Genomic DNA, 20,623 nt, shown 5'->3' with positions numbered 1-20,623 from the left:
TATAAATTTAAAAAGATTCTTAAAGATGAAGGAGTCAGAAAATTTATTTTAAGGAGGTTTAGAAAATGAAATTAAGTAGTCCTGACTTTGAACATGAAGAGTATATTCCTGAAAAATTTACCTGCGATGGAGAAGATATCAGTCCTAGTTTAATCATTGAGGATATTCCGCAAGAAACAAAAAGGTTAGCACTGATAGTAGAGGATCCTGATGCACCGGCAGGCACCTGGATCCACTGGATTGTTTTTAATATTCATGTAACTGATGTGATAGAAGAGGGTGAAGTGCCCGGTACTCAGGGATTAAATGATTTTCGGAAATTAGAATACGGAGGTCCCTGCCCTCCATCCGGTACCCATCGTTATTTCTTTAAACTATATGCCCTGGATACAAAACTCGATTTAGAAGAGGGTTGTCGCAAAAAAGATTTATTAAAAGCCATGGAAGGACATATCTTAGCAGAAGCAGAATTAGTAGGTCTTTATCTGCGCAAATAAGTTTTACTTTTTTTAGATTATTGTTAGAAGCACACTTTTTTTATTTGACCTTGGGAAACACCTTCTTAGAAGGTGATAGAGGTAATTTATTAGAATTCAATTTCATGATGCTATTCAGAATAAAAAATATTTTAAAGCCTTTTCAAGTTAGATAAAAAAGAAAAATTCTATTAATAAATAATAAATAGGAGAAAATATATGGAAGGCTGGATTCTTTATAAACAGCGGCAGAGTGAAATAACATCAGATAAATATGAAATGAATCGCTTTCTTGAAGCAGCAGAACAAAGAGATATAAGTTTAAAAATATTATGTCCGGAACAATTTGATTTGCTGGTTAATCGGGATGACAATAAAAGTGTAATCGTGGATAATAATTATACCAAATTACCACAATTTTTATTACCAAGACAGGGTGCCAGTACACCTTATTTTTCCCTGGCAGTTATTCGACATCTGGAGAGATTGGGGGTTAATACCTTTAATTCTTCACAGAGCATTGAAATAGTTAAAGATAAATTATATACACAACAGATCTTAGCTGCCAATAATTTCCCTGTTCCCCGTACTATGCTGGCTAGATATCCCTTAAATATTGAATTAATTGAAGAGACCATAGGTTTTCCTATAGTAGTTAAAACTATCTCTGGTTCACAGGGCAGTGGAGTTTTTTTATGTGAAAATCAAGGACATCTGGAAGACCTAATGCAATTAATCGATACTGCCAAAACCCAGGCTAATTTTATTATCCAGGAATTCATTAAAACAAGTAAAGGGCATGATTTAAGAGTATTCATTGTGGGAGGCAGAGTAATTGCCTGTATGGAAAGAATCTCTCGTGATGGTAATTTTAAAGCCAATTTTTCTCGTGGTGGTGAAGTAAAAGCTTTTACGGCAAGTAAAGAAGTTGAGTGGTTAGCTACTGAGTGCGGCAGAGTATTAAATCTAGATATTGCCGGGATTGATTTGTTATTTGATGGAGAGAGTTTTAAAATTTGTGAAGCCAACTCTTCACCGGGTTTTAAAGGAATTGAAAGTTGCTGTGATGTTAGTATTCCTGATGTCATCTTCGATTTTATCAAAATCAGATTAGGGCTTTTATCGTAATCAAATAGTAAGAATGAAAAAATAAAATTGAGTTAGGAATGATAGTTCTAATTAAAGCATAGATATTTTTAATTGATAGGATATGCATTAGAAATTCAGATTGAGCAATTTCTGCTCATGTTCCCCCTACCCTGATGTTAAAACTAATTTAGTATACATTGTACTTAATTAGAAAAGAATATTTAATAGTATCAGAATTTTTTGAGATCCCGATGTTATTACATAGAGAAGTAAGAAAAGAGGAAGCATATTATCTTTATCTTTAAGATAAAAGAGATAAAGTTTTAATCCTTTTTAACATATTAGGATGCGTGGTAAAGATTTCCATCATCTTTTCAGGTGCATTTATGCTCACTTTTTTTTCTCTCAAAGCAAGTAACTCCTGAGCATCAATGGTGCCACTAAGATCTTGATCAACTTCTTTTAGGGTTTTGAACTCTTGATAAGCTTTGGCAATATCGTTCAGAAAAAATGCTCGAAAACCCTCAACCTGGTTGAGTGCTTGTTCTCCCATCCGACTTCCTTTAAGTTTAGCAGAGCCATAGGTTAATTTATATAGAGCAGAAGCAAGCTGATGAGGAGGATTCCCTAAACTGACACTCCCCTGATCAGCATAGTATTCCCTAATCCTAGAACCGTAAAGTACTAACAGATTAGACACAAAATATAAAAGGAAGGCAATCATGCCAACAAGGGCAGCTGATCCTCTATTTTCTCTATCTTGCCAAGTCCCTCCGTACATCAAACGTGTACCTAACCAGTAAAGTATCAGAGGGATAACTGATAATACAGTGACAATAATCATATCCCGGTGCTTGATATGAGAAAGTTCATGACCTATTACCGCTCTCAATTCATTTTTATTTAGTAGTTTTTGCATTCCACTGGTTACACAGACTCGACCATCTTTAAGGCTTCTACCAAAGGCAAAGGCATTGGGAACTGCTACCTGTGAAATACCGACTTTGGGCTTAGGTATACCTGCTTTATTAGACATTTCTTCTATCATCTGATGAAGTTCAGGCTCTTCTGATGGGTTTACCCATTTTACTTTCATCATAGAAGCAACCATATTGGGACCGATAAGATATTGAAACAATGTTATTCCTATAGCCAGTATGATATAGCTCACAACACTTCCGGCTCCCATATAAGTACCGATACCTGCAATAACACCGTAAAGTATAGCAAACATTAATATAACTAAAATCCACATTTTCATTTGCAGATTCATGAGAAATCTCCTTTTACCTAATAAATATTTAAGATGTTTAAGATTATTATATTATAATGTATTATAAGTACATCCTCAAGCAAAATGATTATAAATAATAACCAATTGAAATAGTAATAAAAACATGTTAAGTTATTATTTATAGAATAGATGGTATTCAGTTGATTTTTATTGTTTTTATTGATTCCTTGCTCTTTATTTAAATATAAAGGTTAAGATGTAAAGTTTTATTCCATGTTATTCTCCTGCAGTTCCAGTATAGAGCAATGTCGCTAAGTAATTTGCACTGAAAAGACTGATTAGAGAAAAAGAAAATGGCAAAAAGGCCAAGATTTTTAAAATAATATAAAAAATTTCTGGTTTTTTTGTTTTTAATATTATAAAATTAAGGAGGTATTTAATAATGAGTATTCATATTAATGCGGAAGCGGGTGATATCGCTCCTATTGTATTATTACCAGGCGATCCCATGCGAGCTAAATACATCGCTGAGAATTACCTGGCAGAATCATATTGTTACAATAAGGTAAGAGGAATGTATGGTTTTACTGGTCGTTATCAGGGGAAATTAGTTTCTGTACAGGGAACCGGCATGGGTATACCCTCTATTTCTATTTATCTCCACGAACTGATTAACCAATATCAGGTTCGCAATTTAATCAGGGTTGGTAGTTGCGGTTCATTGCAGCCTGATATAAAAGTGCGCGATATAATCCTAGCTATGAGTGCCTCCACTGATTCCAGTTTGAATAAAATCCGCTTCAATGGGAATGATTACTCCCCCACTGCTTGTTATCAACTTCTCAGGAAAGCTGAGTTAATTGCCCAGGAGAAATCTTTGCCAGTAAAGATTGGAAATATTCTCACTACTGATATGTTCTACCACGATGATCCCGATTACTGGCTTTTGTGGGCATCTTATGGTGTATTGGCGGTAGAAATGGAAACTGCTGCCTTATATACCATTGCAGCAAAATATAAAGTAAAGGCACTTTCTATCTTAACGGTAAGTGATAGCTTGATTACCGGGGAGGAAACCAGCTCTACGGATAGAGAGATGACCTTTAATGAGATGGTGGAATTAGCATTAAATTTAATAAAAGAACAAGAAAAATAAGATATTTTGAAGGATTAGAAAATTAGTCAGATCAGGTTAGTGGTAAAATAAAAATTTTATGAAAAAAAGATTGATTTTTATAAAATTTTCTGTTATTTTATGTTAGTTTCTTAAATAATTTTAATGGAAAAAAGAGGGTAAAGAAAATGGATTATTTGGGAAATCATCTTTTAGTGGAATTGTATGAATGTGATTCGTTAAAACTCAACAACCAGAACCAACTTGAAAGAGTATTAAAAGAGGCAGTTCGAATCTCCGGGGCTACTGCTTTAAAAACGTCTTTTCATCAATTTGCACCCCAGGGAGTCAGCGGTGTTGTTATTATAGCTGAATCTCATTTTACGATTCATACCTGGCCTGAATATGGTTATGCCGCATTGGATATATTTACCTGTGGAGAAACTATAAATAGCCAGAAAGCATTGGACTATATCGAGAAAGAGCTGGACGTAAAAATGTTATCAGTTACAGAAATGAAAAGAGGTAACATCCAATTTCCATTAAAGATAGATAAAAAATCATCTTCTAAGGTAGGGGTATGTTAAAATGGAAAAGATTAAGGATTCGAAAGAAATATTTTTAAAGGAAAATATGTGGGGCTTACTTACCAGTATTGATTTACATCACTGCAATCCTGCCTTGATTCGGGATGCAGAAGCAATAAGACGTTATGTAGATGAATTATGCCACTTAATCGAGATGAAGAAATTTGGGGATACTCAGGTAGTAGATTTTGGGGAAGATGAAAGGGTAGCAGGTTTTTCTATGACCCAACTCATTGAGACATCTTTAATTTCCGGTCATTTTACCAATCTAACCAATGCTGCCTATATTGACATATTTAGCTGCAAATATTATGATCCTCAGGTTGCTGCCGATTTTACCCAAAAATTCTTTCAGGCAAAAGATATGAAAATTCACTATATTCTGAGGAAGTAATTGCCTTGAGTCAGATTGAATTATGGTTTGGAGAGCAATACGGAAAAGAAAATGGACGTTATCTACAGATAAAAGTTGATAACGTCCTGGAAAGAATAAAGTCACCCTTTCAGGAAATCTGTGTGTTATATTCATCTGCCTTTGGTAAAATTCTTGTTAATGATGGTATTATTATGCTTACTGAAGCAGATGAAGCCAGCTATCATGAGATGATTGCCCATATACCTCTCTGTACCCATGCACAGCCAGAAAAAGTATTGGTGATAGGAGGAGGAGATGGTGGAACTGTTCGGGAAATCATAAAACATCCTCAAGTTAATAGAGTGGACGTTTGTGAGATTGACAAGCAAGTTATTGAGGTCTGCCAGAGACACTTTCCAAGTTTGGCAAAAAGTTTTAATCATGATAAAGTACATCTCTATTTTCAAGACGGAGCCCAATTTTTAACTACTAAAAAAAATCAATATGATGTAATTATTGTTGATTCTACAGATCCTATCGGACCTGGTACTACTCTATTCACCAAAAAATTTTATCAATCTATATTTTATTCTTTAAAAAAGGATGGGATTGCCGTGAGCCAGATGGAATCAATCTTTTGGCACACTAGTTTTATCCAGAATAATTTTAGATTTATGAAAAAAATATTTCCCATTGCTGCATATTACTACACTATGGTGCCTACCTATCCCAGTGGTATGATTGGATTCAGTTTTTGTTCTAAAAAGTATCATCCCATTAAGGATTTTATAGCAGAACGGGTGGAAGGATTACCAGAATTAAAATATTACCATACTGATATTCATAAAGCTGCCTTTGTGCTCCCTGCTTTTACCAGAAATATTTTTTAATTTATACGGCATTGTAGCTAGAACCGATCTATTGATGGGGAAAATAACCAGACTGATCTACAATTTATTTTCTTTCCCTCTATTAATAGTGATTTAATTTTTTAGTTTGGATTAATTATAATGGTTGATATCATAATTTCCGATAAATTAAAACAAGTCTGTTCTAATATAAGGTTAGGAGTTATTCAATCAGATATTAAATATGAAAAGAAAAACAAACTTCTCTGGTATGAGATTAAGCAAGCAGTTTCTCAGATTAAAAATTCTCTAAGCCAGAATCAAATAGCTGAACTTTCTGTCATAAGACATACTCGGGATGCTTATCTTGCCCTGGGAAAAGAACCAGCACGATATCGTTGTTCTGCTGAGGCTTTGCTACGGCGAGTTATTCAAGGAAAAGAACTATATCAGATTAACAACGCGGTTGATATTATCAATTTAATCTCTCTTTTATTCTATTTTTCTATAGGATGCTATGATTACAATAAATTAACAGAACCAATTGTCTTTGATATAGGTAAGGAAAAGGAAAACTATCAAGCCATTGGAAGAGGAATGATGAATATTGCTCATTTACCGGTTTTCAGAGATTCTCGGGGTGCCTTCGGTAGTCCTACCAGTGATTCAGAGAGGTCAATGATTACCGCCAAAACCAGAGAAATAGTGATTGTTATCATTGATTTTAAAGGAACAGGCCCTTTACAGAATTCACTGGAAAAGACACTATTCTGCTTACAAGAGTACGCTGGTGCGAAAAACTCTAAATACTCAATTATTGTATAGGAATTATTTTTAAACCAGCTTCTAATAAGATATTTCTAATTTTCTCTTTTTCCTCATTCTTAAGCGGTAAAAGCGGTAACCTGGTCACACCACCTTTATAACCTAATAAATCCATTGCATATTTAAGACCGCTTATGCCATAAATGGTAGTAGTGGCATGATTTACGGGTATCATACGTAGCTGAAGCTCTTTTGCTTCCATTAATTTACCATCCTGTACTAATTGATAAATTTCTACACACTTTTCCGGAGCAATGTTAGCCAAGGCGAGAATACCTCCTTTGCATCCCAGAATCAGTGCCCCCAATAATGCTCCTGCGGTACCGACTAAGATACTGAAATTATTATTAACTTTATTAAGATATCGACCCAGCTGATTGACATTTCCACTGCTATCTTTAATACCAATTATATTGGGGTGTTTGGAAAGCAAGGCTAAGGCTTCTATGCTCAGGTTAACACCGGTAAATTTTGGCACATTGTATAGCAAGATAGGTATTTCCGTTTTATCAGCTACCATGGAATAGTATTTTATTAGTGCCTCATCATTCATTTTACTGCCATAATAGAAGGGTGTGACAACCAGAGCAGCATGAGCTCCTAATCCAGCTAATTTGTTGGTAAGGTAAATAGTTTCTCGAGCTGATTCACAACCAGAACCCACTATAATAACCATATCTTTAGCCGCATTTTCAATTACAGTTTTTGCTACTTTAATTTTTTCCTCTTCGGAAAGGAAAACATTTTCTCCATTGGAACCCAATACTACAAAACCTTTAATACCACTATTATTCCACTTTTCAACATTTTCCATTAAATAATTATAAGCTATCTCTTCTTTTTGGAAAGGGGTAACAATGGGTGGGAAGATACCAGATAAGTTTATATTGGTCAAAATAAACACCTCCTGATTAATTAATAAAAAATTATTGTTGGAAAATCTGCTAATTAATTATAAGAGAAAATTTGGTTTTAGTAAACTTATTCACTAAGAATCTTGCTTATAGATATTGACAGGAGTTTGAAGTGAATATATACTTACTATTAGTATATAGTATTAATATAAACTATTATATGTAGTTACTAAAATACTAAAAGAAATTTCTATCTATACCTAAATTAAGAAAATAACCAGGGGAATAGAGATGTATTGCAGTGAAATTGTGGGAGTGGGAGGATATGTACCGGAAAAGATTGTCAGTAATGAAGATTTAGAAGGCATTGTTGCTACCACTGATCAATGGATTACTACTAGGACGGGCATTGTGGAACGCAGGATTTCTACTGGCGAGAAAACCAATCATATGGCGGTAAAAGCAGCTATTAAAGCCATAAAGCATGCCGAGATTGATATCAAGGAAATTGATCTGGTAATTTTAGCAACTATTACCCCTGATTTTTTTACTCCTTCCACTGCTAATCTTGTTCAAGGAGAGTTAGGGCTCAGAGATATTACCAGTTTTGATATTTCTGCCGGCTGTACTGGATTTATTTATGGGATTCAGATTGCTGACCAGTTTATCAAAACCGGTAAGAGTCAATGCGCTCTGGTAATTGGTGCTGAAATATTATCTAAAGTACTGGATTGGCATGATCGAAACACCTGTGTTTTATTTGGAGATGGAGCAGGAGCAGTTATATTAAAAAGAAGTAGTAGAGAGGGAATTATATGTACATACACCGGTTCACGTGGTGATTTAGAAGGATTATTGAAAGTGCCGGCAATATCTTTAAAGAATCCATTTTTTACCAATGATTTAATTTCAGAAAATCATTCCTATATTTATATGAATGGAAAAGAAATTTTTAAATTTGCTACTAATATTATGTTAAAAAGTATTGAGAAAGTTTTAAGTCAAAACAAACTATCAATTGATGAAATTGATTATATTATTCCACATCAGGCGAATTATCGTATTATTGACTATGTTGCTAAAAAAATCAAAGCATCACCAGGAAAATTTTATAAAAACATGGACCATTTTGGTAATACTTCTGCAGCTAGCATCCCTTTAGCTTTAGATGAGATGATAGCTAAAGGGATAATTCAGGATGGCCATCGTATTATTATGGTCGGTTTTGGTGGAGGATTAACCTGGGGCTCAATTCTGTTCAATTGGACTAGATAAGGGGAATGAAAAATGATACACACAGTTATTAATGAACTTCTTAATATTGATTATCCTATAATACAGGGAGGCATGGCCTGGATAGCTGATGCAGTTTTAGCTTCTGCAGTTTCCAATGCCGGAGGATTGGGTGTAATTGCTTCTGGTTATGCTTCAGAAGACTGGATAAGAAAAGAAATCAGAAAAACCAGGTTATTAACCAAAAAGCCATTTGCCTTAAATATTATGCTTTTGAATCCAGAAGCAGAAATGGTAGGGAAAGTGGCTATAGAGGAGGGTGTGGAAGTTATTATAACTGGTGCTGGTAGTCCTGGAAAATATATTTCTTCCTGGAAGAGTTGTGGAATAAAAGTAATCCCTGTTATTCCATCAGTATCCATCGCCCGTAGAATGGAAAATATGGGAGCAGATGCAGTTATAGCAGAGGGAGGGGAAGCAGGAGGGCATATCGGCGAATTATCTACTATGGCTCTTATTCCTCAGGTGGTAGATGCAGTTCGTATTCCAGTAATTGCTGCCGGAGGAATTGGAGATGGACGTGGCCTGGCTGCTGCTCTGATGCTGGGGGCTTTAGGTGTACAAATTGGAACCCGATTTTTAGTGGCACATGAATGCAATATTTCCAGAGCATATAAAGAAAAAATTTTGCATGCTAAAGATACCAGTACTATGGTAACTGGCAGAGCTACCGGCCACCCGGTTAGAGTAATAAAGAATCAACTAGCACGAGAATTTCAAAGATTGGAGAAAAAAAATGCCTCACCAGAAGAATATGAAGAATTAGGTCAAGGTTCACTTTATAGAGCAGTACGGGAAGGTGATATGGAAATGGGTTCCATTATGGCTGGTCAGATTGCTGGTTTAGTGCAAAAGGAACAGAGTTGTCGGGAAATCATTGCCGAAATTTTTCAACAGGCTGAACAGGTGATTACAGGGGAAGCCCTTTATTTAAGTGAAAATAAGACTCTATGATAAAGGGGTGATAAAAAATGGGGAAAATTGCCTTTTTATTTTCGGGACAGGGTGCTCAATATGTTGGTATGGGTAAGGAACTTTTTGAAAATTTTTCTTCCTGTCGAAAAATATATAAAATTGCTGAAGAAGCCCTTGACTTGGATATGACAAAACTCTGCTTTGAAGGCGCTGCCCAAGAATTAAATCAGACTGAAAATACCCAACCGGCAATTTTAACTGCCAGCATTGCTGCCTGGAAAATATTACAGGAAAGAGGATTTCAGCCAGATGTTACTGCTGGTTTAAGTTTAGGGGAATATTCTTCTTTAGTTTGTGCAGAGGTCCTGGATTTTACTACTGCAGTACAGCTGGTTCGGAAAAGAGGCAAATTTATGCAGGAAGCAGTACCATTAGGAGTTGGCAAGATGCTGGCTGTTTTAGGTCTGGCAGATGAAACAGTGGAAAGAATATGTCTAGAAGCAAGTTCGGAGGGGATTGTAGAGCCAGCCAACTATAATTACCCGGGACAGGTGGTAATTGGTGGTGAATGCAAAGCGGTCGATGTAGCTGGAGTAATAGCAAAAAAAGAAGGTGCTAAAAGAGTTATGCCCTTACAGGTCAGTGCTCCTTTTCATACTTCCATGCTTCGCCCGGCCTCAGAAAAATTAGCCCATGAACTTGAGCAAGTAGAGGTGAAAGAAATTCAAATCCCTGTTATCAGCAATGTTATTGCTGACTATATTGAGAAAAAAGAAATGATTAGAGAATTTTTAAGAAAACAGGTAATGTATCCCATTCTCTGGACAAAATGCATTATAAAGATGTTGCAGGAAGGTGTAGATACCTTCATTGAAATTGGTCCGGGTAAGGTATTGAGCGGTTTCTTGAAAAAAATTGATAGAAATATAATGGTCAGTAATGTAGAAGATTTGAAATCCTTGAATAATACCTTGAGAATACTGGAGGATAATTTATGTCAACAGGTTTAAAAGGCAAAACTGCTGTGATAACAGGGGGGGCTAGAGGGATTGGAAAGGCTATTGCTTTAAGACTATCTCAATCCGGTGTTAATTTAATTGTTAACTATAATAAGAATGAAGAGGCAGCCCGATCTTTATCTCTGGAGATAAATTCTTGGGGTAGCAAATGTGTAACCATTCAAGGAGATGTTAGCTGCCCTGCTGATGCTCAAAAGGTAATTCAATCTTCCCTGGAACACTTTCAGAGCTTGGATATTTTAGTAAATAATGCCGGGATTACCAGAGACAATCTGTTGATAAGAATGAAGGAGGAAGAATTTAATAGTGTTATTGCTGTTAATCTTCTGGGGACCTTTTATTGTACTAAATATGCCAGTAAGATTATGATAAAGGCGCGACAGGGTAGAATTGTAAATATATCTTCAGTGGTGGGAATCGGTGGAAATATTGGGCAAGCAAATTATGCTGCATCTAAAGCAGGTGTTATTGGATTTACAAAATCGGTAGCCAAGGAATTAGCTACCAGAAATATTACAGTTAACGCCATTGCTCCGGGATTTATTAGGACCGATATGACTGATCGGCTTTCCTCGGAGCAGAAAGAGAAAATATTATCTTACATACCTATGGGCAGACTTGGATTACCTGAGGAGGTAGCCCATATGGCACTTTTTCTGATTTCTGATGAAGCAAATTATATAACTGGTCAGGTCTTTCGGGTTGATGGCGGTATGGAAATATAAAGGTGGTGCAAAGAATGAGACATAGAGTGGTAATTACTGGAATGGGTGCCGTGGCACCTATTGGAAATGATGTACCAACATTCTGGAATAATATTAAAAAAGGTACCTGCGGTATTGATTTTATCAAGTCTTTTGATACTTCTGATTTTAAGGTTAAGATTGCAGCTGAGGTAAAGGAAATAGAGGAACAGAACATCTTGGATTACAAAGAGGCTAAAAGAATGGATCGTTATGCCCAGATGGCCATGATAGCAACAGATGAAGCAATAAGGGATGCCAATTTAGAAATTAATAGTAATTCTGAAAATGATTGGGGAGTGATTATAGGAACTGGAATCGGTGGCTTTTCTACCATGGAAAAGGAAAATGAAAAAATTATTAGGAATGGTCCCAAAAAAGTATCACCTCTCTTTATTCCCATGGCGATTTCCAATATGGCCTCTGCCAGTATAGCAATTAAATATGGATTAAGAGGGGTATGTGAAAGTGTAGTAAGTGCTTGTGCTTCAGGTGCTTCAGCGATTCATTATGCCTTTCGTTTGTTACAACAGGGTATTGCTCCGGTTATTTTAAGTGGAGGAACCGAAGCTGCTATTACACCTTTGGCTTTAGCCGGATTTACTTCTATGGGAGCTTTATATTCCCATAATGAACCAAAGCGAGCTTCCATTCCTTTTGATGCAGAAAGAAGCGGATTTGTTATGGGAGAAGGTGCAGGAGTCATAGTAATGGAGTCTTTAGAAAATGCTCAGCAAAGAGGAGCAAAAATATATGCAGAGCTAATTGGTTGTGGAGTAACCTGCGATGCCTATCATATTACTGCTCCCGATCCGGAAGGAGAAGGGGGAGCTTTAGCTATGCATAAAGCAGTGAAGGAAGGAGGGATAGATCCTTCTGAGGTATCATATATAAATGCTCATGGCACCAGTACTCCGTATAATGACCTTTGTGAAACAAAGGCCATAAAAAGTGTTTTTGCCGATAGTGCTTACACCATACCTATCAGTTCTACTAAGTCCATGACTGCTCATATGCTGGGAGCAGCCGGTGCAGTGGAAGCCATTATCTGTATAAAAGCCATGCAGGATAGTTTTATTCCTCCTACTATTGGTCTGGAACAGCCAGATCCGGATTGTGATCTGGATTATGTTCCCAAACAGGGTGGAGAAAAAGAATTGGCCTACTCACTATCCAATTCTTTTGGTTTTGGAGGACATAATGTCAGCCTTTTATTTAAAAAATGGCAATCTTAGTAAGGAGTAAATTTAAATTGTTAAAAATCGATGATATTAAGAAAATTATCCCCCATCGCTATCCCTTTCTTCTGATAGATCGTATCGATGAAATTGTGTCAGGAGAAAGGGCAGTGGGCTATAAAAATGTTACTGCAAACGAATCCTTTTTTCAGGGACATTTTCCGCAGGAAATGGTTATGCCAGGGGTACTGGTGGTTGAATCCTTGGCCCAGGTAGGAGCAGTAGCTATTTTAGTACAGAAAGAGAACAGGGGGAAACTGGTTTATTTTGGAGGAATTAACAAAGCTGTGTTTAAGAGGAAAGTAATTCCAGGTGATTGCTTAAGATTGGAAGTGGAAATAATAAGAAGAAAAGGGCTTTTTGGGCTAGGTAGGGGTACTGCTACTGTGGATGGCCAGATTGCTGTTAAGGCGGAACTTCTTTTTGCCCTGGAGCATAAATAGAACATAAAGGAAGATTGAAAAGACAAATTATGAAACTACAAGCAATGCCTGAGTTAAGAATTGGTGATTTGACGATAAATATTCCTATAATTCAGGGTGGTATGGCAGTAGGTATTTCATTATCAGGTTTAGCTTCTGCTGTTGCCAATGCAGGTGGAGTTGGAGTCATAGGCACAGCCGGGATTGGTATGATGGAACCTGATTTTGACACCAATTATAAGAAAGCCAATCAGAGGGCATTGCAAAAGGAAATTAGGAAAGCAAGAAAAAATTCCCATGGAGTTATCGGTGTAAATATTATGGTAGCACTTTCTGATTTTGTGGAGATGTTAAATATAGCTCTTAAAGAAAAAGTGGATATAGTATTACTGGGTGCTGGATTGCCTTTAAAAGGCATGGAAAAGTTGATTCCCCGCTATCCTGGAGAAAAAAAGCCCAAAGCTATTCCTATCATTTCTTCTGCCAGAGCAGTAAAACTAATCTTCCAGCATTGGCAAAAAAGTTATAATCATATACCTGATGCAGTTGTTGTAGAGGGACCGTTAGCAGGAGGTCATCTTGGTTTTAAGAGAGAACAGATTGATAACCCTGATTTTACACTGGAAAAAATACTACCTGAGACTATTTCTACCTTAAAGTCATTTGAAGAAAAATATCAAAAGAAAGTTCCTGTCATTACCGCTGGTGGTATCTATACCGGTAAGGATATTTTTCATTTTTTACAGTTAGGAGCACATGGAGTACAAATGGCAACCCGTTTTGTAGCCACAGAAGAATGTGATGCTTCCAAGCGGTTTAAGCAGTCTTATATTAATTCTAAAAAAGATGATCTGGTAATTATCGATAGTCCAGTAGGATTGCCAGGAAGGGCAATTAAAAATAAGTTTTTAGAGGATGTTTCTAAAGGGAATAAGCAGCCTTTTAAATGTAATTGGAAATGTCTAAAAACCTGTGATTTTAAGAACGCACCTTATTGTATTGCTTCCGCCCTTACTCATGCTCAAAAAGGAGATTTTAATAATGGGTTTGCCTTTGCTGGTACAAATGCTTTCCGAATTCAAGAAATTATAACAGTCAATGAATTAATAGCTATTTTGAAAAATGAATATTTACTGGCGTCAATGCATTGAATTGGAGAATAAATAACAATCGGAGGAAAATTGCTTGAATAATTTTATTTGACATGAAAGATAGTAAATGGTAATATCCAGTTGATAAAGTATCTTTAATTTAGTCCTGAGAGACTAGAAAGGTAATAAGCAACTGTGAGCACTTTAACCAGAGCATTTTTATACCTAATAAGAATAAAAAAGGAAGTTAATGAGAATCTTCCCCATTTCATTGGGGAAGATTTTTTTATATTTGATTATAAATTAAAGGAAGGTTAGTAAGATGATTATTGACAAACTTTATGAGGAAGCCTTGAGAAGTCCAATATGTGTTGGATTAGATTTTAGATATCATTTATTGCCAGAATATCTAATACATTCTTTGATCAGTCTGGAAGAAAAGATATTTCTTTATAATCGCCATATTATAGAAGCAACTAAAGATATTGTAGCCTGTTATAAACTACAGATAGCTTGTTATGAGGCTTTAGGTATTGAAGGATTAAAAGCATATAGTCGTACCGTACGATATATAAGGGAACAAGGCAAAATAGTCATTGGGGATATAAAAAGAGGTGATATTCAGATTACTGCAGAATTTTATGCTAAAGCCCATTTTTCGGGAGATTTTGAGGTAGATTTTATAACTATGAATCCCTTTTTAGGGAAAGATAGTATTAGCCCCTATTTTAAATATTTAGAAACGGGAAAAAAAGGAATTTTTATATTGATTCATACCTCAAATGAAAGCTCACGTGATTTTCAAGAATTAATGGTAGGAGGACAACCACTTTATATTAAGATTGCCCAAAAGGTCAATGAATGGGGAGAATCCTTTATGGGTTCCAGTGGTCTCAGCCTTATCGGTGGTGTTGCCGGACTTACTTTTCCAGAGGATATGCGCAAAATATGGGAAAGCTGTCCCAATTCTTTTTTTCTTATTCCAGGGTATGGAATGCAAGGGGGAAAATCAATTAATCTTACACCATTACTACAGAAGAAAAAGAGATTCATTATTAATTCTTCCCGGGATATTATTGGCGCTCATAAAGGCATAAAAGAAAAAGATAATTTTGCTGAATGTGCCAGAGAAAAGGTACAAAAAATGAAAGAAGATATTTTTAAATGGCAAAGATAATTCTTAATGACCAAATAGATAGCGATATCTACTATCTAAAAATTGCTGGAAAATATAAGGGTTCTGTGGGGCAATTTTATATGCTTAGAGGTTGGAATTCCTATCACCCTGTTCTTGGCAGGCCTTTTAGTATCTTCGATCTTGATAATAAATCAATAAGTTTTATCTATAAGACAGTGGGAGAGGGCAGTAATCTATTAAGCAAATTAAAAGAAAACGACAATATAGAACTTTTTGGTCCTTATGGGAGGGGGTTTCCTCAAGCAAAAGGGAAGGTGGCCTTAATTGGAGGAGGAATGGGCTTAGCTTCACTTTATTTTACTGCCCGAGAACTAAAAGTTCAGAGTTCAATAGAGATGGTTCATATTTATTTAGGTTTCAAAGAAAGAGCAATTTTAGTAGATTTATTTGAAAAGGTGTCTCATAAATTGATTATTGATATAGGTGGATTTATTTCTCAAAAAGTAAATATTAACAGTTATGATTATATATTTGCCTGTGGACCGGAAGATATGATGAAGGCAATTGTGCGCCAGAAAAGGTCAGAAAAAACCAAAATATTTATATCTTTAGAAAGAAGAATGGGATGTGGTTTAGGTGCTTGCCTGTCCTGCTCCTGTAAGACCAGAGAAGGAAATAAATTAACCTGTAAGGATGGCCCTGTATTTCCTGGGGAGGATATTTGCTTTGAATAATATACTTCAAGTACTATTTGGGAAAATTATTTTTAAAAATCCGGTTATTGCTGCTTCTGGGACTTTTGGTACAGGATTTGAGCAGCATTTCGACCTTTCTCAAATAGGCGGAATTTGTACCAAAGGATTAACTTTATGTCACCGAACAGGGAACAAAGGGATTAGAATTTGGGAAACTGCCTCAGGAATAATGAACAGTATTGGATTAGAGAATAAGGGAATAGATTTATTTATCAAACAGGATTTACCGATGTTAAAGAAAATAAGGGATGAGGGAGTAAGAATAATTATAAATATAAGCGGCTCAACAATGGCAGAATATGTTGAATTGGCTGCTCTTCTTTCTGAAGAAGAGGCAGATATGATTGAGTTAAATATCTCCTGTCCTAATGTAAAGGAAGGAGGAATGCTTTTTGGAATAACTTCTAGTACTGCCAGAGAATTAGTGAGACAAGTAAGGAGTGTTAATAAATTACCTTTAATAGTCAAGCTATCTCCCAATGCTGATGATATAGTTAAGATTGCCCAGTGCTGTGAGGAAGAGGGGGCTGATGGATTATCATTAGTTAATACCTTTAAGGCTATGGCAATTGATATAAAAAGGAGGATGCCTGTATTTGATAATATATATGCGGGACTTTCTGGTCCAGCTATCAAACCGATTGCGCTGCGTATGGTTCACGAGGTATGCCAGAAAGTTAAAATACCGGTTATGGGAATTGGTGGTATTTGTAATGGACGAGATGCCCTTGAATTTATTATGGTTGGAGCAACCTGTATTCAAGTTGGGACTGCTAATTTTATAAATCCTAATTCCTGTTTACAGATTATTACTGAGATAGATAATTTTTTAAGAACAGAAGGAATCCCATCATTAGATGAGATTCGTGGTATCATATAAAAAGAGGAGAGCAGTAAGATGGGAAATTTATTGTTAAAAAATTATAATATGCTATCTTTTGAAGAAAGAGAGATTTGGGAAATACTTAACAAAACAGGGGCAATATTAGACGGACATTTTTTACTTTCATCAGGAATTCACAGTGATGGATACATTCAGTGTGCTAGAATATTACAATATCCTTCTTATGCTAAGAAGGTTCTGGAATTGGTTGTTGAAAAGGTTAAACACCTGGATATGGAAATTGTAGTAGGACCGGCTTTAGGAGGCATCATCGTAGCCTATGAACTGGGGCGACAATTAAACAAGAAAGCCATGTTTGCAGAGCGTAAAGATGGGATAATGCAATTAAGAAGAGGTTTTGTGATTAAACCTGGTGAGAAGGTATTAATAACAGAGGATGTTGTTACTACTGGCAAATCTACGATAGAAGTGAAGGAATTGGTAGAAAAAAGGGGTGCCAATGTAATTGGGGTAGCTTGTATTGTTGATCGAAGGAGCCAAGAATATCCTTTAAAATTACCTTTATATAGTGCCTTACAAATGAATATAAATACCTATACTGCTGATGTATGTCCTCTCTGCAGGATTGGTAAACCTCTTGAAAATCCAGGGAGTCGTTTTATCTAAAAATATTCCAATATTCAATGATAATTTCAAAAAAGGTACAGCATTTAATAAATTAGCTAATAATATATTGGTTAATAAATAAAACTTTATTAAGGAGTGAATTTTGAAGGGCACAAATATTAGCGATATATTTGAGGATGAGAAAGATTTTTTATTCTATCATGCACCAGGGAGAATAAATATTATTGGTGAACACACTGATTATAACAAGGGTGTTGTATTGCCGGCAACCATTAATCGCTATATTAGTTTAGGCATAAGAAAAAATAATTCCAGGGTATTAAGGGCATATTCTACAGAGTATCCCGGATTAATTGTGCAAGAATATCCACTTATACCAATAAAGAGAGAAGATGGTTGGGCAAAATATCTAAAAGCCATCCTATTTATCCTGCAGCAGGAACTGGATTTTACAGATTACCCAGGATTAGATGTTTATGTAACCAGCGACATACCTGTGGGAGCCGGTCTCTCCAGTTCAGCTGCACTGGAGGTCGCCTTTTTATTTGCCCTAAATGAGATATTTAGTCTAAATATCAATCCCAGAAATATGGCTGAATTAGCTCAAAAAGCAGAAAATGATTTTATAGGTGTAAAATGTGGAATTATGGATCAATTTGTCTCCATTATGGGCAAGGAAAATCATGCTCTATTTTTAAATGTTCAAAATATGGATTACCAATATATTTATTTACCATTGAGCAATAATACTTTTATATTAATAGATACAACGGTTTCTCACAGTTTAGAAAAAAGTGATTACAATATAAGGCGTTCCGAATGCCTAACCGGTTTAGAGATACTGAAAGAGTTTCTTAATCCACAGTTAAAATCATTAGGAGAGGTAGAGTTAAAAGATCTACTACAACTCAGGAACAAATTTCCACCTACTATATTTAAAAGAATAATTTACATTGTTGAAGAGAATCTAAGGGTAAAGAGGATGGTGCGGGCTTTACAGAATAAATCATTTAATCAGGTAGGGCAATTACTCTATTCTACACATAATGGGCTTAAATACCTTTATGAAGTTAGTTGTCCTGAATTGGATTTTATTGTAGATTATCTCGGAGCAAGTGAAGGAGTGATAGGTGCCAGAATGATGGGAGCTGGTTTTGGAGGGTGTGTACTGGCATTAATTAAGAAGGAGAAAGTAAACAAGATATTTTCTGCAATTAAGGGAAAATATGAGCTGGTATTTAATAAATTACCTCGTTTTTTATCGGTACAAATTACCGATGGTCTTTGGGAGAAAAAAATTGGTCATATGTAAGAACTTTGATTGACTGGAAGACGGTAAGACTTTAAAGAAAATATACTAAATAATAGTTTGCTTTTCATTCTATTGATATAATGCTATAATGATGCAATAATTGAAGACCCATTTCGAAGTGTCGGAGTTTAAAAAAATTTGATACCTAGAAATATCTTTATGTAAATAAGAAACAATATACTATAAGTTAAATTTTAAGATAAGATCAAAATAGGATTTATTATAAAAGTGTTAAAACCAAAAAAATCAGTGGAAGAATATCCTGAAAACGTGCCAGCAAAATACTTGTTCAAGAAATCCTATCTTGGTTAATAAACAAGATAGGTGGGGATGAATAAAATATAATTTTAGCTTAACTTAAGAAGTTTTCAAGGTGAAGAATTCCCCTTGAATATCTTGAGAAGGAGGTTATCATGAACAGATATAATCCCACCAGAGGAGATGCCTTACAATTATTAAAAGAGTACAATCAGGATGATGGTCTTATAAAACATGCTCTAGCGGTGGAAGGGGTAATGCGTTATATGGCCAGGAAAAATGGTGAAGATGAAGAGAAATGGGGAATAATTGGTTTAGTTCATGATCTTGATTATTATAGATTTCCAGAGCAGCATTGCCAGAAGAGCAAAGAAATACTTGAAGAAAAAGGCTGGCCAGAGGATTATATCCGTGCCGTAATTAGCCATGGCTGGGGAATATGTTCAGATGTAAAACCGGAAACAACATTAGAAAAGACTCTTTATGCTATTGATGAATTAACGGGATTAGTAGTGACTACTGCTTTAGTGAGACCTTCCAGAAGCGTGATTGATGTGGAGGTTAAATCAGTTAAAAAGAAATGGAAGGATAAACGTTTTGCAGCAGGAGTTAACCGCGATATTATTCTGAAAGGAGCTGAAATGCTTGGTATAGAACTTTCACAATTAATTGATGATACTATCAAAGGTATGCAAGAAGTTGCAGAAGAAATTGGATTAAAGGGTTTTGCTTAAAGAGCGTACCTGAACAATTAGTGGAGGTAAATTAGTATGTTAGTCCGCAAACATAGTCGCTTTGAAGGTTTTTCTGCCGAAACGGTCTTCTTTCTAAAAAATTTGAAAGAGAATAATAATCGTGAATGGTTTTTAGCACGCAAAAAGGATTATAGCAAAAAAGTGTTGCAACCAGCCAGTATTTTTGTAGCAGAGCTTGGGGATATGCTGCAAAAAATATCTCCCGGGATTCAGGCTGATCCACGAGTTAATCGTTCCATATGCCGCATCTATCAGGATGCCAGGTTTTCAAATGACCAGAATCCTTACCGACCATTCTTGGGCCTGTGGTTTTGGCAAGGTATAAGGAGAGCAAAAAAATCTCCAGGTTATTATTTCGAATTAAGGCCGGAGCAATTATATCTGTCCGCAGGTATCCAAGTATTTTCCCGTAAGGCTTTGCGTTATTTTCGTGAAGCAATTGTCGATCAGGCAAGTGGAGAAGAATTATGGCAAATAATTGATAAGATAAAAGGAAACCAGGAATATCATATAAGTGGAAACTATTATAAAAATATTCCAGAGGGATACCAGGTAAGCAATGACAAGCTGAAAGATTTAATTCGTTTTAATGGTCTGTTGGTCTATAGAGAGATGTCTATTCCTCCTGAACTATACAATCGAGATCTTCTGAAATTAGTTTATAATATTTACAAAGATTGGTCTCAGCTTTACAATTGGATAACCAAGTATGTCTATAGCGAAAAGCAATAACTAAAGTAACTTAGTTAAAAATTTTTAATTTTCTGAGGACATTTACTGCCCAAAGTTATAATCCCTCAGGATCCTATAAAATATATAACTACAATAACT

At 35.6% G+C, this 20,623-nt stretch carries 22 protein-coding genes and 1 pseudogene; 21 read left to right on the top strand and 2 right to left on the bottom strand.

Features of this window, described 5'->3' with window-relative positions:
• Positions 1–65 precede the first annotated feature (65 nt).
• Together PHD84_02940 and PHD84_02935 are read left to right on the top strand one after the other, a co-directional pair.
• Entirely contained in the window at positions 66–497 is a 432-nt protein-coding gene (locus PHD84_02940) for a YbhB/YbcL family Raf kinase inhibitor-like protein (GenBank protein ID MDD5636759.1), read from the top strand.
• Between the two features lie 198 nt (positions 498–695).
• Positions 696–1,604 carry a RimK family alpha-L-glutamate ligase gene (locus PHD84_02935; protein MDD5636758.1) on the top strand — a complete coding sequence of 303 codons (909 nt, stop codon included), beginning with the start codon at positions 696–698 and terminating at the stop codon, positions 1,602–1,604.
• A 262-nt stretch (positions 1,605–1,866) separates the two neighbouring features.
• On the opposite strand, the gene PHD84_02930 is transcribed toward PHD84_02935, so the two are convergent.
• Positions 1,867–2,838: a zinc metalloprotease HtpX gene (locus tag PHD84_02930; protein ID MDD5636757.1), complete on the bottom strand. Its 972-nt coding sequence runs from the start codon at positions 2,836–2,838 to the stop codon at positions 1,867–1,869.
• A gap of 403 nt (positions 2,839–3,241) precedes the next feature.
• Between PHD84_02930 and deoD the strand changes: the two genes are divergently transcribed.
• From deoD to PHD84_02905, 5 genes and pseudogenes are all read left to right on the top strand, one after another.
• The gene (gene deoD, locus PHD84_02925) at positions 3,242–3,955 is read left to right on the top strand and encodes a purine-nucleoside phosphorylase (protein MDD5636756.1); all 714 of its coding nucleotides are present in this window, start codon (positions 3,242–3,244) and stop codon (positions 3,953–3,955) included.
• Positions 3,956–4,101: 146 nt separating this feature from the next.
• On the top strand, positions 4,102–4,500 hold the full coding sequence (gene speD / locus PHD84_02920; protein ID MDD5636755.1) for an adenosylmethionine decarboxylase: 399 nt from the start codon (positions 4,102–4,104) through the stop codon (positions 4,498–4,500).
• 49 nt (positions 4,501–4,549) lie between these two features.
• Positions 4,550–4,894 (top strand): annotated as a pseudogene (locus tag PHD84_02915) (S-adenosylmethionine decarboxylase).
• A gap of 5 nt (positions 4,895–4,899) precedes the next feature.
• Complete coding sequence (gene speE, locus PHD84_02910; GenBank protein ID MDD5636754.1) at positions 4,900–5,745, top strand: polyamine aminopropyltransferase; 846 nt, start codon at positions 4,900–4,902, stop codon at positions 5,743–5,745.
• Positions 5,746–5,865: 120 nt separating this feature from the next.
• Positions 5,866–6,528: a phenylalanine--tRNA ligase beta subunit-related protein gene (locus PHD84_02905; protein MDD5636753.1), complete on the top strand. Its 663-nt coding sequence runs from the start codon at positions 5,866–5,868 to the stop codon at positions 6,526–6,528.
• Here the strand turns inward: PHD84_02905 and PHD84_02900 are convergent.
• A complete protein-coding gene (locus PHD84_02900) occupies positions 6,518–7,423 on the bottom strand; it encodes a dihydrodipicolinate synthase family protein (protein ID MDD5636752.1) in 906 nt (301 codons plus the stop codon). The genes PHD84_02905 and PHD84_02900 overlap by 11 nt on opposite strands.
• A gap of 250 nt (positions 7,424–7,673) precedes the next feature.
• Between PHD84_02900 and PHD84_02895 the strand changes: the two genes are divergently transcribed.
• From PHD84_02895 to PHD84_02830, 14 genes are all read left to right on the top strand, one after another.
• On the top strand, positions 7,674–8,657 hold the full coding sequence (locus tag PHD84_02895; protein MDD5636751.1) for a ketoacyl-ACP synthase III: 984 nt from the start codon (positions 7,674–7,676) through the stop codon (positions 8,655–8,657).
• A gap of 12 nt (positions 8,658–8,669) precedes the next feature.
• Positions 8,670–9,629, top strand: a complete 960-nt coding sequence (gene fabK, locus PHD84_02890; protein ID MDD5636750.1) for an enoyl-[acyl-carrier-protein] reductase FabK — start codon at positions 8,670–8,672, stop codon at positions 9,627–9,629.
• Between the two features lie 17 nt (positions 9,630–9,646).
• On the top strand, positions 9,647–10,600 hold the full coding sequence (fabD, locus tag PHD84_02885) for an ACP S-malonyltransferase (protein ID MDD5636749.1): 954 nt from the start codon (positions 9,647–9,649) through the stop codon (positions 10,598–10,600).
• Entirely contained in the window at positions 10,585–11,334 is a 750-nt protein-coding gene (gene fabG, locus PHD84_02880; protein ID MDD5636748.1) for a 3-oxoacyl-[acyl-carrier-protein] reductase, read from the top strand. Before fabD ends, fabG begins: the two co-directional genes overlap by 16 nt.
• A 14-nt stretch (positions 11,335–11,348) precedes the next feature.
• Positions 11,349–12,587 carry a beta-ketoacyl-ACP synthase II gene (gene fabF, locus PHD84_02875; GenBank protein MDD5636747.1) on the top strand — a complete coding sequence of 413 codons (1,239 nt, stop codon included), beginning with the start codon at positions 11,349–11,351 and terminating at the stop codon, positions 12,585–12,587.
• A complete protein-coding gene (fabZ, locus tag PHD84_02870; protein MDD5636746.1) occupies positions 12,575–13,033 on the top strand; it encodes a 3-hydroxyacyl-ACP dehydratase FabZ in 459 nt (152 codons plus the stop codon). The genes fabF and fabZ overlap by 13 nt, the downstream gene beginning before the upstream one ends.
• 29 nt (positions 13,034–13,062) lie before the next feature.
• Positions 13,063–14,163, top strand: a complete 1,101-nt coding sequence (locus tag PHD84_02865; GenBank protein MDD5636745.1) for a nitronate monooxygenase — start codon at positions 13,063–13,065, stop codon at positions 14,161–14,163.
• A 262-nt stretch (positions 14,164–14,425) separates the two neighbouring features.
• The gene (gene pyrF / locus PHD84_02860; GenBank protein ID MDD5636744.1) at positions 14,426–15,280 is read left to right on the top strand and encodes an orotidine-5'-phosphate decarboxylase; all 855 of its coding nucleotides are present in this window, start codon (positions 14,426–14,428) and stop codon (positions 15,278–15,280) included.
• Entirely contained in the window at positions 15,268–15,975 is a 708-nt protein-coding gene (locus tag PHD84_02855; GenBank protein ID MDD5636743.1) for a dihydroorotate dehydrogenase electron transfer subunit, read from the top strand. Before pyrF ends, PHD84_02855 begins: the two co-directional genes overlap by 13 nt.
• Position 15,976: 1 nt before the next feature.
• Entirely contained in the window at positions 15,977–16,876 is a 900-nt protein-coding gene (locus PHD84_02850; protein ID MDD5636742.1) for a dihydroorotate dehydrogenase, read from the top strand.
• Positions 16,877–16,894: 18 nt separating this feature from the next.
• Positions 16,895–17,506 carry an orotate phosphoribosyltransferase gene (gene pyrE / locus PHD84_02845; GenBank protein ID MDD5636741.1) on the top strand — a complete coding sequence of 204 codons (612 nt, stop codon included), beginning with the start codon at positions 16,895–16,897 and terminating at the stop codon, positions 17,504–17,506.
• A 103-nt stretch (positions 17,507–17,609) separates the two neighbouring features.
• Positions 17,610–18,779, top strand: a complete 1,170-nt coding sequence (galK, locus tag PHD84_02840; protein ID MDD5636740.1) for a galactokinase — start codon at positions 17,610–17,612, stop codon at positions 18,777–18,779.
• 413 nt (positions 18,780–19,192) lie between these two features.
• Positions 19,193–19,771, top strand: coding sequence for an HDIG domain-containing protein (locus PHD84_02835; protein ID MDD5636739.1), 579 nt, complete (start codon positions 19,193–19,195; stop codon positions 19,769–19,771).
• Between the two features lie 36 nt (positions 19,772–19,807).
• Positions 19,808–20,524: a DUF2461 domain-containing protein gene (locus PHD84_02830; protein MDD5636738.1), complete on the top strand. Its 717-nt coding sequence runs from the start codon at positions 19,808–19,810 to the stop codon at positions 20,522–20,524.
• Positions 20,525–20,623: the final 99 nt, after the last annotated feature.

Source organism: Atribacterota bacterium, assembly GCA_028717805.1.
GTDB lineage: Bacteria > Atribacterota > Phoenicimicrobiia > Phoenicimicrobiales > Stramentimicrobiaceae > Stramentimicrobium.
This window is presented reverse-complemented; position numbering and strand designations above follow the sequence as displayed.

Excerpts from the sequence above, each read along its gene's own strand:
- fabD (MDD5636749.1), top strand. The coding sequence starts at position 9,647 with ATGGGGAAAATTGCCTTTTTATTTTCGGGACAGGGTGCTCAATATGTT.
- PHD84_02865 (MDD5636745.1), top strand. The coding sequence starts at position 13,063 with ATGAAACTACAAGCAATGCCTGAGTTAAGAATTGGTGATTTGACGATA.
- PHD84_02940 (MDD5636759.1), top strand. The coding sequence starts at position 66 with ATGAAATTAAGTAGTCCTGACTTTGAACATGAAGAGTATATTCCTGAA.
- PHD84_02935 (MDD5636758.1), top strand. The coding sequence starts at position 696 with ATGGAAGGCTGGATTCTTTATAAACAGCGGCAGAGTGAAATAACATCA.
- PHD84_02835 (MDD5636739.1), top strand. The coding sequence starts at position 19,193 with ATGAACAGATATAATCCCACCAGAGGAGATGCCTTACAATTATTAAAA.
- fabZ (MDD5636746.1), top strand. The coding sequence starts at position 12,575 with ATGGCAATCTTAGTAAGGAGTAAATTTAAATTGTTAAAAATCGATGAT.
- deoD (MDD5636756.1), top strand. The coding sequence starts at position 3,242 with ATGAGTATTCATATTAATGCGGAAGCGGGTGATATCGCTCCTATTGTA.
- pyrF (MDD5636744.1), top strand. The coding sequence starts at position 14,426 with ATGATTATTGACAAACTTTATGAGGAAGCCTTGAGAAGTCCAATATGT.
- PHD84_02830 (MDD5636738.1), top strand. The coding sequence starts at position 19,808 with ATGTTAGTCCGCAAACATAGTCGCTTTGAAGGTTTTTCTGCCGAAACG.
- PHD84_02855 (MDD5636743.1), top strand. The coding sequence starts at position 15,268 with ATGGCAAAGATAATTCTTAATGACCAAATAGATAGCGATATCTACTAT.
- PHD84_02930 (MDD5636757.1), bottom strand. The coding sequence starts at position 2,838 with ATGAATCTGCAAATGAAAATGTGGATTTTAGTTATATTAATGTTTGCT.
- PHD84_02895 (MDD5636751.1), top strand. The coding sequence starts at position 7,674 with ATGTATTGCAGTGAAATTGTGGGAGTGGGAGGATATGTACCGGAAAAG.
- fabF (MDD5636747.1), top strand. The coding sequence starts at position 11,349 with ATGAGACATAGAGTGGTAATTACTGGAATGGGTGCCGTGGCACCTATT.
- fabG (MDD5636748.1), top strand. The coding sequence starts at position 10,585 with ATGTCAACAGGTTTAAAAGGCAAAACTGCTGTGATAACAGGGGGGGCT.
- PHD84_02905 (MDD5636753.1), top strand. The coding sequence starts at position 5,866 with ATGGTTGATATCATAATTTCCGATAAATTAAAACAAGTCTGTTCTAAT.
- speD (MDD5636755.1), top strand. The coding sequence starts at position 4,102 with ATGGATTATTTGGGAAATCATCTTTTAGTGGAATTGTATGAATGTGAT.
- fabK (MDD5636750.1), top strand. The coding sequence starts at position 8,670 with ATGATACACACAGTTATTAATGAACTTCTTAATATTGATTATCCTATA.
- pyrE (MDD5636741.1), top strand. The coding sequence starts at position 16,895 with ATGGGAAATTTATTGTTAAAAAATTATAATATGCTATCTTTTGAAGAA.